This window comes from Burkholderia singularis, assembly GCF_001718875.1.
GTDB lineage: Bacteria > Pseudomonadota > Gammaproteobacteria > Burkholderiales > Burkholderiaceae > Burkholderia > Burkholderia singularis.
Genome location: NZ_CP013449.1, coordinates 1,301,159 through 1,314,480 on the forward strand (window position 1 = coordinate 1,301,159; position 13,322 = coordinate 1,314,480).

Genomic DNA, 13,322 nt, shown 5'->3' on the forward strand with positions numbered 1-13,322 from the left:
ATGCGCGAGCGCCAAGCCCGCCGCACCGCTCTGCCGAGCCGAACGGCCGGTTGAGCCCGCAGTTGCATGTCCGCGCATCTGCCGCAAGCGTGCGGCTTTCGGCCACATCCGCTTCCGCATCGCGTTCAAAATCGATGGCTGGCAACGCGAGCCGTCAACGTTGATCCGCCCAGCCGAATATTTACTCGCGCTCATCGTTTTTCAGGCAACCGTTCTCGCGTCGCACATGCGGCCGATCTGTTCCGGCGTACAAAACGGCATAGCGTGTCGCATATCGTCATTTTTGGATCGACATCTTTCGATCGCGGGGCCCCGGCCATCGACCCATGCGCCGAACCATGTCGACTCGAACCCGATTGGCAACAAGACCGGTGAAACGAGGCGGCCGCGAGCCGGCGCCCGGTTTGCGGCCGCCGCCGTCATGCGATCTCGATGATCACCTTTAGCGCTTGCGTATCGGCCGCCCGGCTGAACGTGTCGTAAGCCTGCTCGATATCGTCGAGCGCGAAGCGATGCGTGATCAGCCGTTTCGGGTCCAGCCGCCCCGCGCCGACGGTCTTCAGCAGCATCGGCGTGCTGACCGTATCGACAAGCCGCGTCGTAATCGTGACATTGCGGTCCCATAGCTTCTCGAGATGCAAATCAGCCTTGACGCCATGCACGCCGACGTTCGCGACCACGCCGCCCGGCGCGACGATCTCCGTACAAAGCTCGAACGTTGCCGGAATGCCCACCGCCTCAATCGCGCAATCGACGCCGACGCCGCCGGTCAACTTCATCACTTCGGCGGCGGGATCGCTGGCACGCCCGTCGATGCACGCGCTCGCGCCAAAACGCCGCGCAATCTCCAAGCGGTTGCGGTCGAGATCGATCATCACGATCTGTGCAGGCGAATAAAACTGCGCGGTCAGCAGCGCCGCGAGCCCGATCGGCCCCGCGCCGACGATCGCGACCGTCGAGCCCGGCTGCACCTTGCCGTTGAGCACGCCGCACTCGAAACCGGTGGGCAGGATATCGGACAGCATCACGAGCGCCTCGTCGTCCATGCCGGGTGGAATCCGGTAGAGGCTTGTCTGCGCATGCGCGATCCGCACGTATTCGGCCTGCGTGCCGTCGATTCGATGGCCAAGAATCCAGCCGCCCGTCTCGCAATGCGAATTGAGGCCACGGCGGCAATTCGCGCAGCGTCCGCACGACGAAATGCAGGAGATCAGTACGCGATCGCCCGGCTTCAGCGCATCGACAGCCGCGCCGACCGTGGTGACGATGCCCACGCCTTCATGCCCGAGCACGCGCCCCGGCTCGCAAGTGGGCACGTCGCCCTTCAGGATATGCAGATCGGTGCCGCAAATCGTCGTGTGTGTGACGCGGACGATCGCATCGGTTGCCGATTGCAACTCCGGCATCGGCCGCTCGTCGAGCGATTTGCGACCGGGACCGTGATAGACCAATGCTTTCATTGCCGTTCCTCCGTCGATGGGGCGCATCCCCGTGGCATTTCACTGTACGAGGCCATTCGCCGGGGCCGGTTGACCTGAATCAAGCGGTTCGATGCATGCCGAACTGCCCGGCGGTTCGGCAGCTCACGCATCGTCGGCCGAGCGCGCCGCAAACCTTGGCCTGACGGCGCGTGGCAGGACATCCATCCCGCATGCGCACCAGAGGCGGCGACGCGGCACGGTTTCGAGCGCGGCTCCCGCGCATGTGCGCTGTCATTGCGCGCTGGCTTGGCAGCGTGCGCGCGGCATTCGAAGTGCCGAGACAATTCGTTCCTATCGTCATCAACCCGGCACGACTGCGATCCATCGGAGTTCGAATTTGGAGAAATCCCGTAAAACGCGCACAATTTCGCCTAATAATTCCAGCGCCGCCGCGTCGCATGGCGGCAACCCTTCGCACCACACCTATCGGCCAACCGGCCGGCATGATCATTGATGACCGTTAGCGCGCCTTCCCCCAACCTCGCGCCGGCATCGCGAAACGCCCGTTTGGGGACGCGCGCGATGTCGGTCGCCGTTCTGACTTTCGTGCTCGGCGCCGCCGCGTCGATTGCGATCGCGCATCGCGCATACGAGCAAGCACGCGATGCTGCTCACGAGCGTTTCGCACTGCGCGCCGATCACGTCACTGCATCGCTGCAACAGCATTTGTACGATGCGGCCGCCGTGCTGCGTAGCGCGCGCGGCTTCGTCGCCGCATCGTTCCCGCCGTCGGACGATGCGTGGCGCCGTTACGTCAGCCAGCTCGAACTCGACGATCTGCAATCACCCGTGCGCACGCTAGGCACGCTCGACGCCCGCGCGCACCAAACCAGCGACGCCGCGCCGTTCGCCGCGCTCGTCGACGATGCGGCGACGCGCGACGCATTGCAACGCGCCACCGACACCGGCCAGCTCGCGCTCGCCGCCCGCCCCGTGCCACATGACGCTGGCGGCATGCACAACCGGCGGGCGTTCACGCTCTACGTGCCGGTCTATGCGAGCGGCGGTGCGCACCGTGATGCGAACGGCAGCCGCAACGTCGATGCAACCGCCCACGAACGCCGCGCAGCGACGGCCGGATTCGTCTATGCGACACTCGATCCGCGCCGTTTCCTGGAATTCGCGAACAGCGCCGGCATCGAGTTGCAGATCGCGGCGGGCAATCCTGCCGCGCTGATCTATGCGACGGGATCGCCGTCCGTCGTACCGCGCGACGGCGGCGCGACGTGGCGCAAGACCGATACGCTGACGTTCGGCGGCGAAACGTTGTCGCTGGCATACGCTGCGGCGGACAACACCACGCTGCCGTCGAACGCGATCGCCGCGCTCGCCGCCGGGTTCGCCGCATCGGCGGCTGCCGCCGTCATCGCGTACCGGCTCGCACGCCGGCGTTCGGCCGCGCCGGCGCAGCGGCCGGACGGCACGCTCGACGAAGCGCGGATGATGGGCATCATCCGCTCGTCGATGGAGGCGATCATCACGATCGACGAAACGCAGACGATCGTGATTTTCAATCCGGCGGCCGAGCGCGTCTTCGGCGTATCGGCAATGGATGCGATCGGCGCGCCGCTGTCGCGCTTCATCCCCGAGCGCTTTCGCGCCGCGCATGCGAAGCATGTCGAGCAATTCGGCGTCACTGGCGTATCCGACCGGCAGATGGGGCGTCAGCGCGTGTTGTTCGGGCTGCGCGGCAACGGCGAGGAGTTTCCGATCGAGGCGTCCATCTCGCAGATTCGCGACGGTTCCGGCAAGCTCTACACGGTGATGCTGCGCGACGTCACCGAACGCGTGCGCGCGGACAATGCGCTCAAGCAATCGCGCGAGGAACTGCGCAGGCTGTCGGCGAACTTGCAGAACGTCCGCGAAGAGGAAAAGACCCGGATCGCGCGCGAGCTGCACGACGATCTCGGTCAGCAGCTCACCGCGCTGAAAATGGATCTGTCGGCCGTCGAATTGGCGCTCGGCAGCGCCGGCACTGCCGCCGATACGCAAAGCGCGCCGCCCGCATCCGGCCAGCCGGGCGCCGATGTGCGCGGCCAGTTGCGCGGCATGCACCGGCTGATCGATTCGACCGTCGCGTCGGTGCGGCGCATCGCGGCGGATCTGCGCCCGGTCATGCTCGACGATCTCGGCCTCGTTCCCGCGATCGAATGGCTCGCGACCGACTTCACGAATCGTTACGGCATCGAAGTCGAGCGGCGCATCGCGCTCGCCGATATCGCGTTGACGAACGCCGGCGCGACGACGCTGTTCCGTATCGTCCAGGAAGCGCTGACCAACGTCGCGCGGCACGCAGACGCAACGCAGGTGGCGTTGGCATTGAAAATCGACGGCGGCCACTGCGTGCTGCGCATCGCCGACAACGGCCAGGGCGCCCGTGGCGGCACCCGCGAAGGCCAGTCGTTTGGCCTGATCGGCATCCGCGAGCGCGCGCACATGCTCGATGGCACGGTGACGATCGACAGCAAGCCCGGGCAAGGCTTCACGATCACGGTCGCGTTGCCGCTGCACGCAATCCAACAATCCGAGTCGCTTTCATGATCAAGGTACTCATCGCCGACGACCACACGCTGGTACGCGACGGCCTGCGCCATATCCTGCAAAACGCGAGCGGCTTCGAAGTGGCCGGCGAAGCGTGGGACGGCGCATCGACGATCGCGCTCGTGCGCGACGCCGACGCGCAGGTGCTCGTGCTCGATCTGTCGATGCCGGGCCGCCACGGTATCGAGCTGATCAAACAGATCAAGGACGAAAAGCCCGCGCTGCGCATCCTCGTGCTGACCATGCACGCGGAGCAGCAGTACGCAGTGCGCGCATTCCGCGCGGGCGCGTCCGGCTACATGACGAAGGAAAGCGCGAGCGCCGAGCTGGTGGGCGCGGTAACGAAGATCGCGGCCGGCGGCGTCTACGTCAGCATCACGATGGCCGAGCAATTCGCGCAGAGCCTGAACGAGCCCGCCGACACCCTGCCGCACCACCGCCTGTCGGATCGCGAGTTCGACGTGTTCCGCCGGATCGCCGCCGGCGAGACGATTTCCGAGATCGCACAAACGCTTTGCGTGAGCACGAAGACGGTCAGCACCTACAAGACCCGCATTCTCGAAAAGATGCAGATGCCGCACGAGGCCGCGCTCGTGCGCTATGCGATGCGCCATCATCTGTTCGACGATCCCGACGAGTTGTAACGGCGGCAGCGAACCGGCTTCGGGCGCATGAGCGCGCCGCGCCGAAACGGCGGGCCCGTCATGTGCTGCGCCGAATCGGCGCGCCCAAGCCGGCATCGGCCGCCGGCGCCCACGCCGCTACCTCGGCGCATCCACGCCGTCGCGCGCCGTCTCACGATGCATCGCAAGGGCGAAAAACCGGCGAATCTCGTCGATCAATTCCGTCTTCGCCGCCGCCACATCGAACGGCCGCCGGACTTCTTGCGCATAGCGCCGGCGCCACTCGTCGGCCGCGCGGCGCGCCGCGCCCGCACGCATCGCATCCAGCTCGGGCGTGCGCAACGCATGATCGGCAATCAGCGTGACGCCCTCGCGCGCCACCTCGAGCACGCCGCCCGCGACCAGCAAACGCAGCGGCTTGCCCGTGCGCGCATCGACGATCGTGACGACGCCGGGCCGGATCCGCGTGAAAAGCGGCGCATGCCGCGGATAAATACCCAGCTCGCCGCTGTCGCCCGGCACGATGGCCATGCGCGCTTCACCCGCATAGAGCACGGCGTCGATGCTCAGGACATCGACTCGCAACGATAACGGCATCGCGCGCTCCGTCAAATCGCCGCGGCGCCGGCCACGATCTCGCACAGTTCCGTCGTGATCCGTGCCTGCCGCGTCTTCTGGTACAGATGCCGCAGATCGCGCAGCATCTGGTCGGCGTTGCGCGTCGCGGCCTGCATGCTGAACATCCGCGCGCATTGCTCGCATGCGCCGTTCTCGACCACCGCCTGGTAAAAGCGCGCTTCGACGTACCGTAACAGGATCGTATCCACCACCGGCTTCGGCGCCGGTTCGTACAGGTATGGCGCAAGCGGCTCGCTACCGAGCGGTTCGATGCCGTCGACCGGCAAGATCCGTTCGATTCGAGGCTCGTAGGACAGCGCACTCGTCAACCGGTTATAGGCAATCCACACCTCGTCCAGCTCGCCGTCGATGAACGCGGTCAGCGGCACCAGCAGCGCGCCGAGCACCGCATCGAATTGCCGTTCGCCGCCGAGATTGGCGGTGCGCGCGACAACGTTTGCGCCATGCCGGGCGAGCGGCGCCGCACCGCGCGCGCCGATCACGCTCAGCTCGCTCTGTATGTTCTTACGCTGCCATGCGTCGAGCGTATCGGCACACGCGACGAGCAGCCGCGTGTTGAGCGGCCCGCACAGGCCGCGATCGGTGCTGACGACGATCAAGCCCGCGCGACGCACCGGCTCGCGCCGCCTCATCAGCACCGACGTGTAATCGGGCCGATCGCGCAACATCCGCTGGGCGATCGCCGTCACGCGCGCCGCGTATGGACGAAACTCGCGCGCGCGCCGCTGCGCGCTGGCCATCCGGGTGCGCGCCATCATTTCCATTGCACGTGTGATCTTGCGTGTCGACTGCGTGCTGTCGATCTTCGAACGAATTTCTCGGATATGCATGTTCTTCAAGCCGGTATCGATATGACAAAACCAAGACTATCCGCGCCCGCATTTCGGCATTTGATACAGATCATCAGGTTGCCTGCCGATTCGCCCACAATCGATTCAACTTGTCGCGTTACTTCATTCAGGAGGCAGTCATGCGAACCTTGCGTCGTTCCGCCCGCGCTCCACGGCCCGCACCGTTTGCGCACCCTTTGCGCCACGACCGCCCAGTCGATGCGCTCGTGCTCTGGCTCGCGACGGCCGCCGTCGTCACCGGGCTCGATCGGCTGACCAGCCTGTCGACGATGTCAGGCGACCTACACGGCGCTGCCGCGGGCGCGCTACTCGTTTATCTCTGTGCGAAGCTGATGGACCGCATTGCCGAGCGTGCGGCAACGCCCGCGCCCGCGGCATCCGTAGCGCCGGCGCGCGCCGCCCGCTGAATGGCGGCCGACGGCGGAGCCTCGCTCGACCATGCGAGCGCACGCCATGCCCGGCACCGCACACACGCTGTGCGCAACGCGCGGTTCGCGCGCTGCCGAGTTCGGCCTCGAGGCAGCGCCACGCGTCGATGCAACAACACATCGTTACGCGCCGCCTATCGGCATTGCCGTTTTCTTATTGCGTCGACTCGCCGCCGGGGGCGCGAGCGCATTCGCGCCCTCCCCGCCACACTGCCCCGCGCCGCCGTTCCCAGCCAGCGCTGGCCGAGCGGTATTTGACCAGTTTCAATCGGACCGCCGACGCCCACATGAACCATCCCTCGAACGCCCCGCCTGTCGCCCCTCCCGCGCTGCCGATCTTCTGGCCGCTCGCCGCCGCCGCCACCTTCATCGAAGCCGGCAATAGCTGGACGGCCCGCTACATGCACTTCCTCGCCGAAGAGGAAAAGCTGCATTTCGAGCTGCGGCCGTCGCTCGCGTCGCCGAACCAACCGCTGCTCGCGCTGCGCACGATGACGTTTCGCGATTATTCAGTCGCGCCGGCCGCCGGGCTGCCAACGATCGTCGACGCGCCATACGCCGGCCACAGCGCGATGATCGCCGACTATCAGCCCGGCCAGAGCTTAATGGAGACGCTGCGCACTCATGGCGTGACGCGCCTGTATCTGACGGATTGGCATAGCGCGACGGAGGACATGAAGGATCTGGAGATCGATCAATATCTCGCGGAACTGAACGTGTGCGTCGACGAGATCGGCGGCCGCGTCAACCTCGTCGGGCTATGTCAGGGCGGCTGGCTGTGCGCGATGTATGCCGCGCGGTTTCCGCACAAGGTGGCAAGCGTCGTGCTCGCCGGCTCACCGATCGATACCGACGCCGGCGACGGCCCGATCAAGCGCATGGCGCACGCGTATCCGACATCGTTTTACGAAGAACTCGTGCGAACCGGCGGCGGACTGATGCGCGGCCGCATGATGCTGCGCGGCTGGAAGAATATGCATCCGGAACAGCATTATGTCGGCAATCTCATCGACATGTACGAGCACATCGACGATCCGACCTACGTGCGCCGTGCGGAGGCATTCGCGAGTTGGTACGAGAATCCCGTGGATCTGCCCGGGCGCTGGTATCTGCAGGCGATCGTGCAGCTCTTCAAGGAAAACCGGCTCGCGAAGGGGACATTCGTCGCGCTAGGCCGCACGCTCGATCTGACGACCATTACGTGCCCGGTCTATCTGCTTGCCGGCAAAGACGACGACATCACGACGCCGGAGCAGGTGCTCGATGCGCGCCAATATCTCGGCACACCCGCGTCCGATGTGACGAGCCAGCTCGTACCCGGCGGCCATATCGGCCTCTTCATGGGCTCACGCACGTTGCGAAACACATGGCCGCGCATTGCCGAATGGCTGTCGGCGCGAACCTAGCGATAGGTGGCGGCGGCGCGCGACCGGATAAGCTAGCCGGACATCAGCGATCCCACATCGCGACGCGCGCCACGAGCCGATCGCTGGCTTCACACACCGGCGGATGCGCACGCAAAGCCGCACGCGCATCGCGCGTCGATCAGGCAGCGGCGTTTCTCCCGTGCCATACGGCACATGCGATCACAGACCTCGCATCGATATTTGGATTCGACACGGCACACAGTGTTGGCTAACACACCGACGCCGATCCTTTCGAAAGCTTAGCGTGAGGCTAACGAAAAATTCCACCAAGAAAGGTTCACCATGACTCGATCGCTTCCCGCTCTTGCCGCACTCGTCGCCGCACTGTCCGTTGCCGCGGCCGGCCAAGCCGCCCAGCCCGCCGCACCCGCACCGCTCGCGGCAGCACTCCCCGACGTCACGCTTCATCCGACGGGCGACAACACCGATCAGGCCGACACGATCCAGCGCGCGCTCGACTCGCTGCAAGCCGGCCAGCGCCTTGTGTTCGCACCGGGGCAGTACGTCGTCGGCCGCTCGCTGGTGGTAAAGACTCTGCAAGCGGTGGTGTCGGGCTACGGCGCGACGCTCATCGCGACCAACGACGCCGATCAGACGATCGAAATGCGCGGCCAGAATTCGACGCTCGTCGGCGTGACGCTGGTCGGCACCGGAACGACACGGCTGGCGACACCCAGCTCGACGAAAGTCGATGTGGAGGGCTCCGGCATCCAGGTGCTCGACGTGACGATTCGCGGCGGCGCGAGCGCGGGCATCTTCGTGTTCAGCGGCGCGGATGTCGCGGTCGTCGGCAACACGGTGCAGGACACGCTCGCCGACGGTATCCATACCACCCACGGCTCGCGCAACGTGCTCGTGCGTGACAACACGGTGAAGAACACGGGCGACGACATGGTCGCCGTCGTCAGCTATATCCCCGACGGCAAGATGTGCAGCAACGTGCTGATCCAGAACAACAAGCTGCTCGGCAACTACTGGGGGCGCGGCGCGACCGTGGTCGGCGGCGCGGACGTGACGATCACCGGCAACACGGTGCAGAACGTCGAGAAGGCGGCGGGCATCCTCGTTGCGCAGGAGGATAGCTGGAATACCTACAATTCGACGAACGTCGTCGTGTCGAACAACGACGTATCCAACATCGAGCTGCCCAATCCGAACAACCCGCGCGATCCGGCATACATGGGCGGAATCGAGCTCAACACCTGGCCGAGCGGCAAGGTCACGCGCGTGTCCGTGACGGGCAACCGCGTCTCCCGCACCCACTATCAGGGCCTGCGCACGCTCGGCAACGTCTGCGACGTCAACGTGTCCGGCAATGCGTTCGCGTCGATCAACGATACGCCGATCGCGCTGTTGCAGGCGGCTGGCTGCTCGGCAAGCCAGCTCATCTGCCAGGCGAACACGCTCGACGGCAATCCGCTGCCTCCGCCGCCCGGCTGCTCGACGACAGGCTCGATCAGCGTGACGGGCGCAAACGTCTCGCGCATGCCGATAGTCCGCGAATATTTGCGGCAAGCGTCGACGGCGTCGGTAGCGAAGCGCTGACGACAACCTGCGGCGCCAGCGGAACTCAAGACTGCGGCGCCGCTTCATCGCTCTTGCCACGCCCGGCGTCGGTCTGTTTCTCATACGGCCCGCTGCCGCGCCGGTTCGCGCGACCGCCTGGAACCCGCACGGCCCGGCCACGCGCCTGCCCGCATTTATCCGAATCGGCGCGCGCCGGCAGCGGGGCGCATCAATGAGATCGGCGTCGCGCCCTGTTGCCGAACGGAAACGCATGGCGGCCGCTTGCGCGTCACCCTCCCCCGCGACCGTACCCGCCGCGCGCGACAACCAGCGTCGAAGCAAGCCGGCGGCATCCCAACCCTCGGCCCATTGCGGGGCCTGACGGTGGCAACGCGACGCAACGCCGCATCGTTGTAGGAATCCCCCTACAACACTTCCGCCGCGCCTACTCAAACTTCAAGCGGCGCCGATTTTCCCCGCGCGCTGGGCAGACGATACTGACGCCCATGAATGTCAGACCCACGCCGGCACCCGTAAGCGTATATCTCGTCGACGACGCCAAGCCGGTGCGCTGCCGGATCGCCGCGCGGCTCGGCGCATTGGCCGGCATTGCCGTGGTCGGAGAAGCGGAGGATTTGGCTGCGGCGCTGGCGGGGTTGTCCGCGTGCCAGCCGGACATCGCGATCATCGACCTTCGTCTTGCCGACGGCAACGGCCTCGAACTCATCGCGGCGCTGTCGCGCCGGGTTCCGAGAGTCGTGACGGTGGTGCTGACGAATTTGTCGGGGCCGGCATTCCGCGCGGCATCCCGCGCGGCCGGCGCGGATTTTTTCTTCGACAAGACCGTCGAGTTTGACGCTGCATGCAAAACGATCGAAGCGATCGCGCACCAACGCCGATCGGATATGAGCCAATAAACCGGAGCAGATCATGCTGAACCACGCCCTAACCGCTATCCCGATCCATCCCATTTCGCCGATGCCGGCATCGATGCGCGCGAATCAGCCCAAGCGCAGCACGGTGCGCTGTTCATCGTGCGCGCTGCGCGCAGTCTGCATGCCGCCGAATCTGACGCCCGCCGATTTCGCCCAGCTCGACGCGCTGATTTGCACGACTCGGCAAGTCAAGCGCGGCGATACGCTGTACCGGTCCGGTGACCCGTTTCAAAGCATCTACGCGGTGCGCACCGGTTCGTTCAAAACCGTACTCACGCATCGCGACGGCCGCGAACACGTGACCGGCTTCCAGATCGCGGGCGAATCTCTCGGGCTCGACGGACTGCACACGGGACGCCACAACACCGACGCGCGCGCGCTGGAGGACAGCACGGTCTGCATCATTCCGTTCGCGCAGCTCGAGCAGGTATGCCGCGACGTAAAGCCGATGCAGCACCACGTCTACCAACTGATGAGCGGCGAAATCGTTCGTGAATCGAGCCTGATGGCGCTGCTCGGTACGATGACGGCCGAGCAGCGGATCGCCGCGTTCTTGCTGAATCTGTCGGCACGCTTCGAGGCGCGCGGCTATTCGCCGGCCGAGTTCAATTTGCGGATGACGCGCGAGGAAATCGGCTGCTATCTGGGCATGAAGCTCGAAACTGTCAGCCGGATGCTGTCGAAGTTTCAGCGCGACGGCCTCGTCGCCACGCGTGGCAAACGGATTCGCATCGTCGATCTCGACGGGCTGCAACGCATCTGAGCGCGGCAGGCATTGACACAGGCCGCGCCGTGCGATGCGCAACGCAACGGTAGCGCGGCCACGCGGCCGACGTCCCGCTGCCGGCCCCGCACTTGCGTTTTCGCCAACGGCTGGTGGCAGCGACCGCAAATGCGCACCGGCATCTGTAGCACTTGGCAGTTCGCTGCCGGCACGAAGAACGCCGCATCGACGTGGTGCTCAGTCGCTATGAAGCCACACGCTTCACCCACACGCCATCGCGTAGGTAATCCACGCTTTACGTGCGCACATTGCCCGGTGGCATCGCCGTGCGCAGCGCGCACGGCTCAACGCTTGCGCACGGCGGCCAGCCGCTCGCGCAAGCGCCGTATCGCGAACACGCGCACGTAATCGTGAATCAACGCCCCCTCTTCGAGCCGCGCGACTTCATCGTCCAACCAGCGCTGTAGCGCTTCATCTGGAATCGACGTGTCTGCGGCCGCCTCACGCAGCAACTCGATCAACCCTTCGTCACGCATCACGCTCTCCTTCCGCCTGTACCGACGCTCTGCGTCAAGATTCATCGAGCCGCGCACGCAAGAGCAGCGCTTCCGCAACATCGAACGCATGCCGGATCGCGACGAGCGCATTGGCGTGCGTGCAGCGCATGTTCGGCATCGACTCACGATCGCGGGCGAGCAAATCGAGCCGCGCGTCATACAGTGTGCGGCCATCGGATTCATGCAGCGCCTCGACCACAAGCAGACAGTTCGCGATCTTGCCGTCGAAGCGGCCGAGCCGCATGAGCTGCACGCTGGCTTCGGCTTCGATCCGCGCTGATCCGGCGAAACCGAAATAGGCGATTTGCATGCCGACGCCCATCAAACTCTCCTCCCATCGCACCTCGAGCCCGCCCGGCTTACCGCCGCGACACGCCAAACCCCATGCAAAGCCGTCCTGATTTCAACCCCGGTTCATATGATCCGGATGGCTGCCGTTCGCGCGTTGACGTGCATCAAGCGGCATCGCAGGCCGCAGCGCGAGCGTGCTATTCGAATGATTCCGGCCGTCGATCGGGCGCTTCGACGCCGGTATCCTGGCGACCGTGTGCCGGCGCTTCGCCGTCTGCCATGTCGAATAAAAAATGAACAGTAACGGGATGCGTTGCTCGCCGTGCATGGCGGGGCATTTTTCGCACATATCGGGCGTGCCGGCACGAGGCAACGCCGGGGAACCGTCGGATTCGTGCCGGCCATCGCTCCGTGCGGCTGACCAGCCGGCCGTCACGTCAACTTACGTTGAACGCATGCGACGTTTTCATCTCGATCCACGTCATGCCCGCGCGCAATCCTTCAAGCACCGCGTCGCGCTCGGTCGTGAACGTGCGGCCAAGTTCGAAGGCGCGCTCGAACGCCTGCCCAGCCGACTGGTGCGCCACCTGAATGCGGCAGCGATAGCCGCCTTCCGGTGCAGCGGACGTGTCGACGTCGACCGACCATTGCGTCGTATGAATCGTGCCTGTCAGCGTCATGTCCGCCTCCTTGCATCTGAGCGAGATCGACTTTCCGGCTTGCCGGGCACGGGAATGTTCCGATCACGCAACGCGCAGGCGTCGACGTGATCTCCAAGCGTTTCAGCCGTGCGCGCAACGTTCGCGCGCGAGTCGCCGACGTTTGCTCGACGCGCGAACAGCGCCTAGGCAGATCGTGGGCGCAGTACGCGGCGAAATGTGCGGAAAATTGAATCCGCATCGCGCCCTTCCGATATCCGCCGCCCGGCACGCCCGCCGATGGTCAAATGGGCGACGCCAAATGCATGCGAAGCTTGCGATGCACGCGCCTCGAGTTTGACCGTATTCGGCATCCCGGCAACAATCCGATGCCCCAGCGCTCGCGTCGCCTGGCTCGCCTCGACATGCGCGCTCGAATCGGCACCGGCACACGCCGTCCGCTCGCGCCCCGGTCTGCACAACGTTACGTGCGCTTCTCGCCCGGATTGAGCATCACGACGAAGCCCGCGATCCCGGCAATCAATCCGATCGCGCCATAGCGCAACGCCGCGCCGTTATCGAACAGCATGCTGGTCACCACCGCCATCATGCCTGCGAGCGACAGAAAAACGCAGATCGTGGCGGCGACGATCCGATATTGTTTGCGCGCCATGTCCGGCT

Annotated in this window: 14 protein-coding genes; 7 read left to right on the plus strand and 7 right to left on the minus strand. The window is 65.5% G+C overall.

Features of this window, described 5'->3' with window-relative positions:
• Nucleotides 1-419 precede the first annotated feature (419 nt).
• Complete coding sequence (locus tag AQ611_RS21165) at nucleotides 420-1,460, minus strand: zinc-dependent alcohol dehydrogenase family protein (RefSeq protein WP_069235948.1); 1,041 nt, start codon at nucleotides 1,458-1,460, stop codon at nucleotides 420-422.
• Nucleotides 1,461-1,934: 474 nt separating this feature from the next.
• Between AQ611_RS21165 and AQ611_RS21170 the strand changes: the two genes are divergently transcribed.
• Nucleotides 1,935-4,022 (plus strand): PAS domain S-box protein, encoded by a 2,088-nt coding sequence (locus AQ611_RS21170; RefSeq protein WP_069235949.1) that lies wholly within the window; start codon nucleotides 1,935-1,937, stop codon nucleotides 4,020-4,022.
• Nucleotides 4,019-4,666, plus strand: coding sequence for a response regulator (locus tag AQ611_RS21175; protein WP_069235950.1), 648 nt, complete (start codon nucleotides 4,019-4,021; stop codon nucleotides 4,664-4,666). Before AQ611_RS21170 ends, AQ611_RS21175 begins: the two co-directional genes overlap by 4 nt.
• Before the next feature lie 117 nt (nucleotides 4,667-4,783).
• Here the strand turns inward: AQ611_RS21175 and atpC are convergent, their stop codons facing one another.
• Together atpC and atpG are read right to left on the minus strand one after the other, a co-directional pair.
• Nucleotides 4,784-5,242, minus strand: a complete 459-nt coding sequence (gene atpC / locus AQ611_RS21180; protein WP_059519655.1) for an ATP synthase F1 subunit epsilon — start codon at nucleotides 5,240-5,242, stop codon at nucleotides 4,784-4,786.
• An 11-nt stretch (nucleotides 5,243-5,253) separates the two neighbouring features.
• The gene (gene atpG, locus AQ611_RS21185) at nucleotides 5,254-6,114 is read right to left on the minus strand and encodes an ATP synthase F1 subunit gamma (RefSeq protein ID WP_069235951.1); all 861 of its coding nucleotides are present in this window, start codon (nucleotides 6,112-6,114) and stop codon (nucleotides 5,254-5,256) included.
• A gap of 140 nt (nucleotides 6,115-6,254) precedes the next feature.
• Between atpG and AQ611_RS21190 the strand changes: the two genes are divergently transcribed.
• The 5 genes from AQ611_RS21190 to fnr all read left to right on the plus strand — a co-directional run bounded on the left by AQ611_RS21190 (nucleotide 6,255) and on the right by fnr (nucleotide 11,194).
• On the plus strand, nucleotides 6,255-6,542 hold the full coding sequence (locus AQ611_RS21190; RefSeq protein ID WP_143757267.1) for a hypothetical protein: 288 nt from the start codon (nucleotides 6,255-6,257) through the stop codon (nucleotides 6,540-6,542).
• A 308-nt stretch (nucleotides 6,543-6,850) separates the two neighbouring features.
• Complete coding sequence (locus tag AQ611_RS21195) at nucleotides 6,851-7,969, plus strand: alpha/beta fold hydrolase (RefSeq protein WP_069235953.1); 1,119 nt, start codon at nucleotides 6,851-6,853, stop codon at nucleotides 7,967-7,969.
• 303 nt (nucleotides 7,970-8,272) lie between these two features.
• A complete protein-coding gene (locus AQ611_RS21200) occupies nucleotides 8,273-9,535 on the plus strand; it encodes a right-handed parallel beta-helix repeat-containing protein (protein ID WP_069235954.1) in 1,263 nt (420 codons plus the stop codon).
• Nucleotides 9,536-10,002: 467 nt separating this feature from the next.
• Complete coding sequence (locus AQ611_RS21205; protein ID WP_069235955.1) at nucleotides 10,003-10,413, plus strand: response regulator; 411 nt, start codon at nucleotides 10,003-10,005, stop codon at nucleotides 10,411-10,413.
• Between the two features lie 61 nt (nucleotides 10,414-10,474).
• Nucleotides 10,475-11,194, plus strand: a complete 720-nt coding sequence (gene fnr / locus AQ611_RS21210; protein ID WP_231936092.1) for a fumarate/nitrate reduction transcriptional regulator Fnr — start codon at nucleotides 10,475-10,477, stop codon at nucleotides 11,192-11,194.
• A 305-nt stretch (nucleotides 11,195-11,499) separates the two neighbouring features.
• Here fnr and AQ611_RS21215 read toward each other — a convergent pair whose 3' ends face one another.
• From AQ611_RS21215 to AQ611_RS21235, 4 genes are all read right to left on the minus strand, one after another.
• Complete coding sequence (locus AQ611_RS21215) at nucleotides 11,500-11,691, minus strand: DUF3562 domain-containing protein (protein WP_069236442.1); 192 nt, start codon at nucleotides 11,689-11,691, stop codon at nucleotides 11,500-11,502.
• Between the two features lie 34 nt (nucleotides 11,692-11,725).
• Nucleotides 11,726-12,034: a hypothetical protein gene (locus AQ611_RS21220; RefSeq protein WP_069235956.1), complete on the minus strand. Its 309-nt coding sequence runs from the start codon at nucleotides 12,032-12,034 to the stop codon at nucleotides 11,726-11,728.
• Between the two features lie 406 nt (nucleotides 12,035-12,440).
• Nucleotides 12,441-12,683 carry a hypothetical protein gene (locus AQ611_RS21230; RefSeq protein ID WP_069235958.1) on the minus strand — a complete coding sequence of 81 codons (243 nt, stop codon included), beginning with the start codon at nucleotides 12,681-12,683 and terminating at the stop codon, nucleotides 12,441-12,443.
• 442 nt (nucleotides 12,684-13,125) lie between these two features.
• The gene (locus AQ611_RS21235) at nucleotides 13,126-13,314 is read right to left on the minus strand and encodes a DUF2964 family protein (RefSeq protein WP_059519664.1); all 189 of its coding nucleotides are present in this window, start codon (nucleotides 13,312-13,314) and stop codon (nucleotides 13,126-13,128) included.
• Nucleotides 13,315-13,322: the final 8 nt, after the last annotated feature.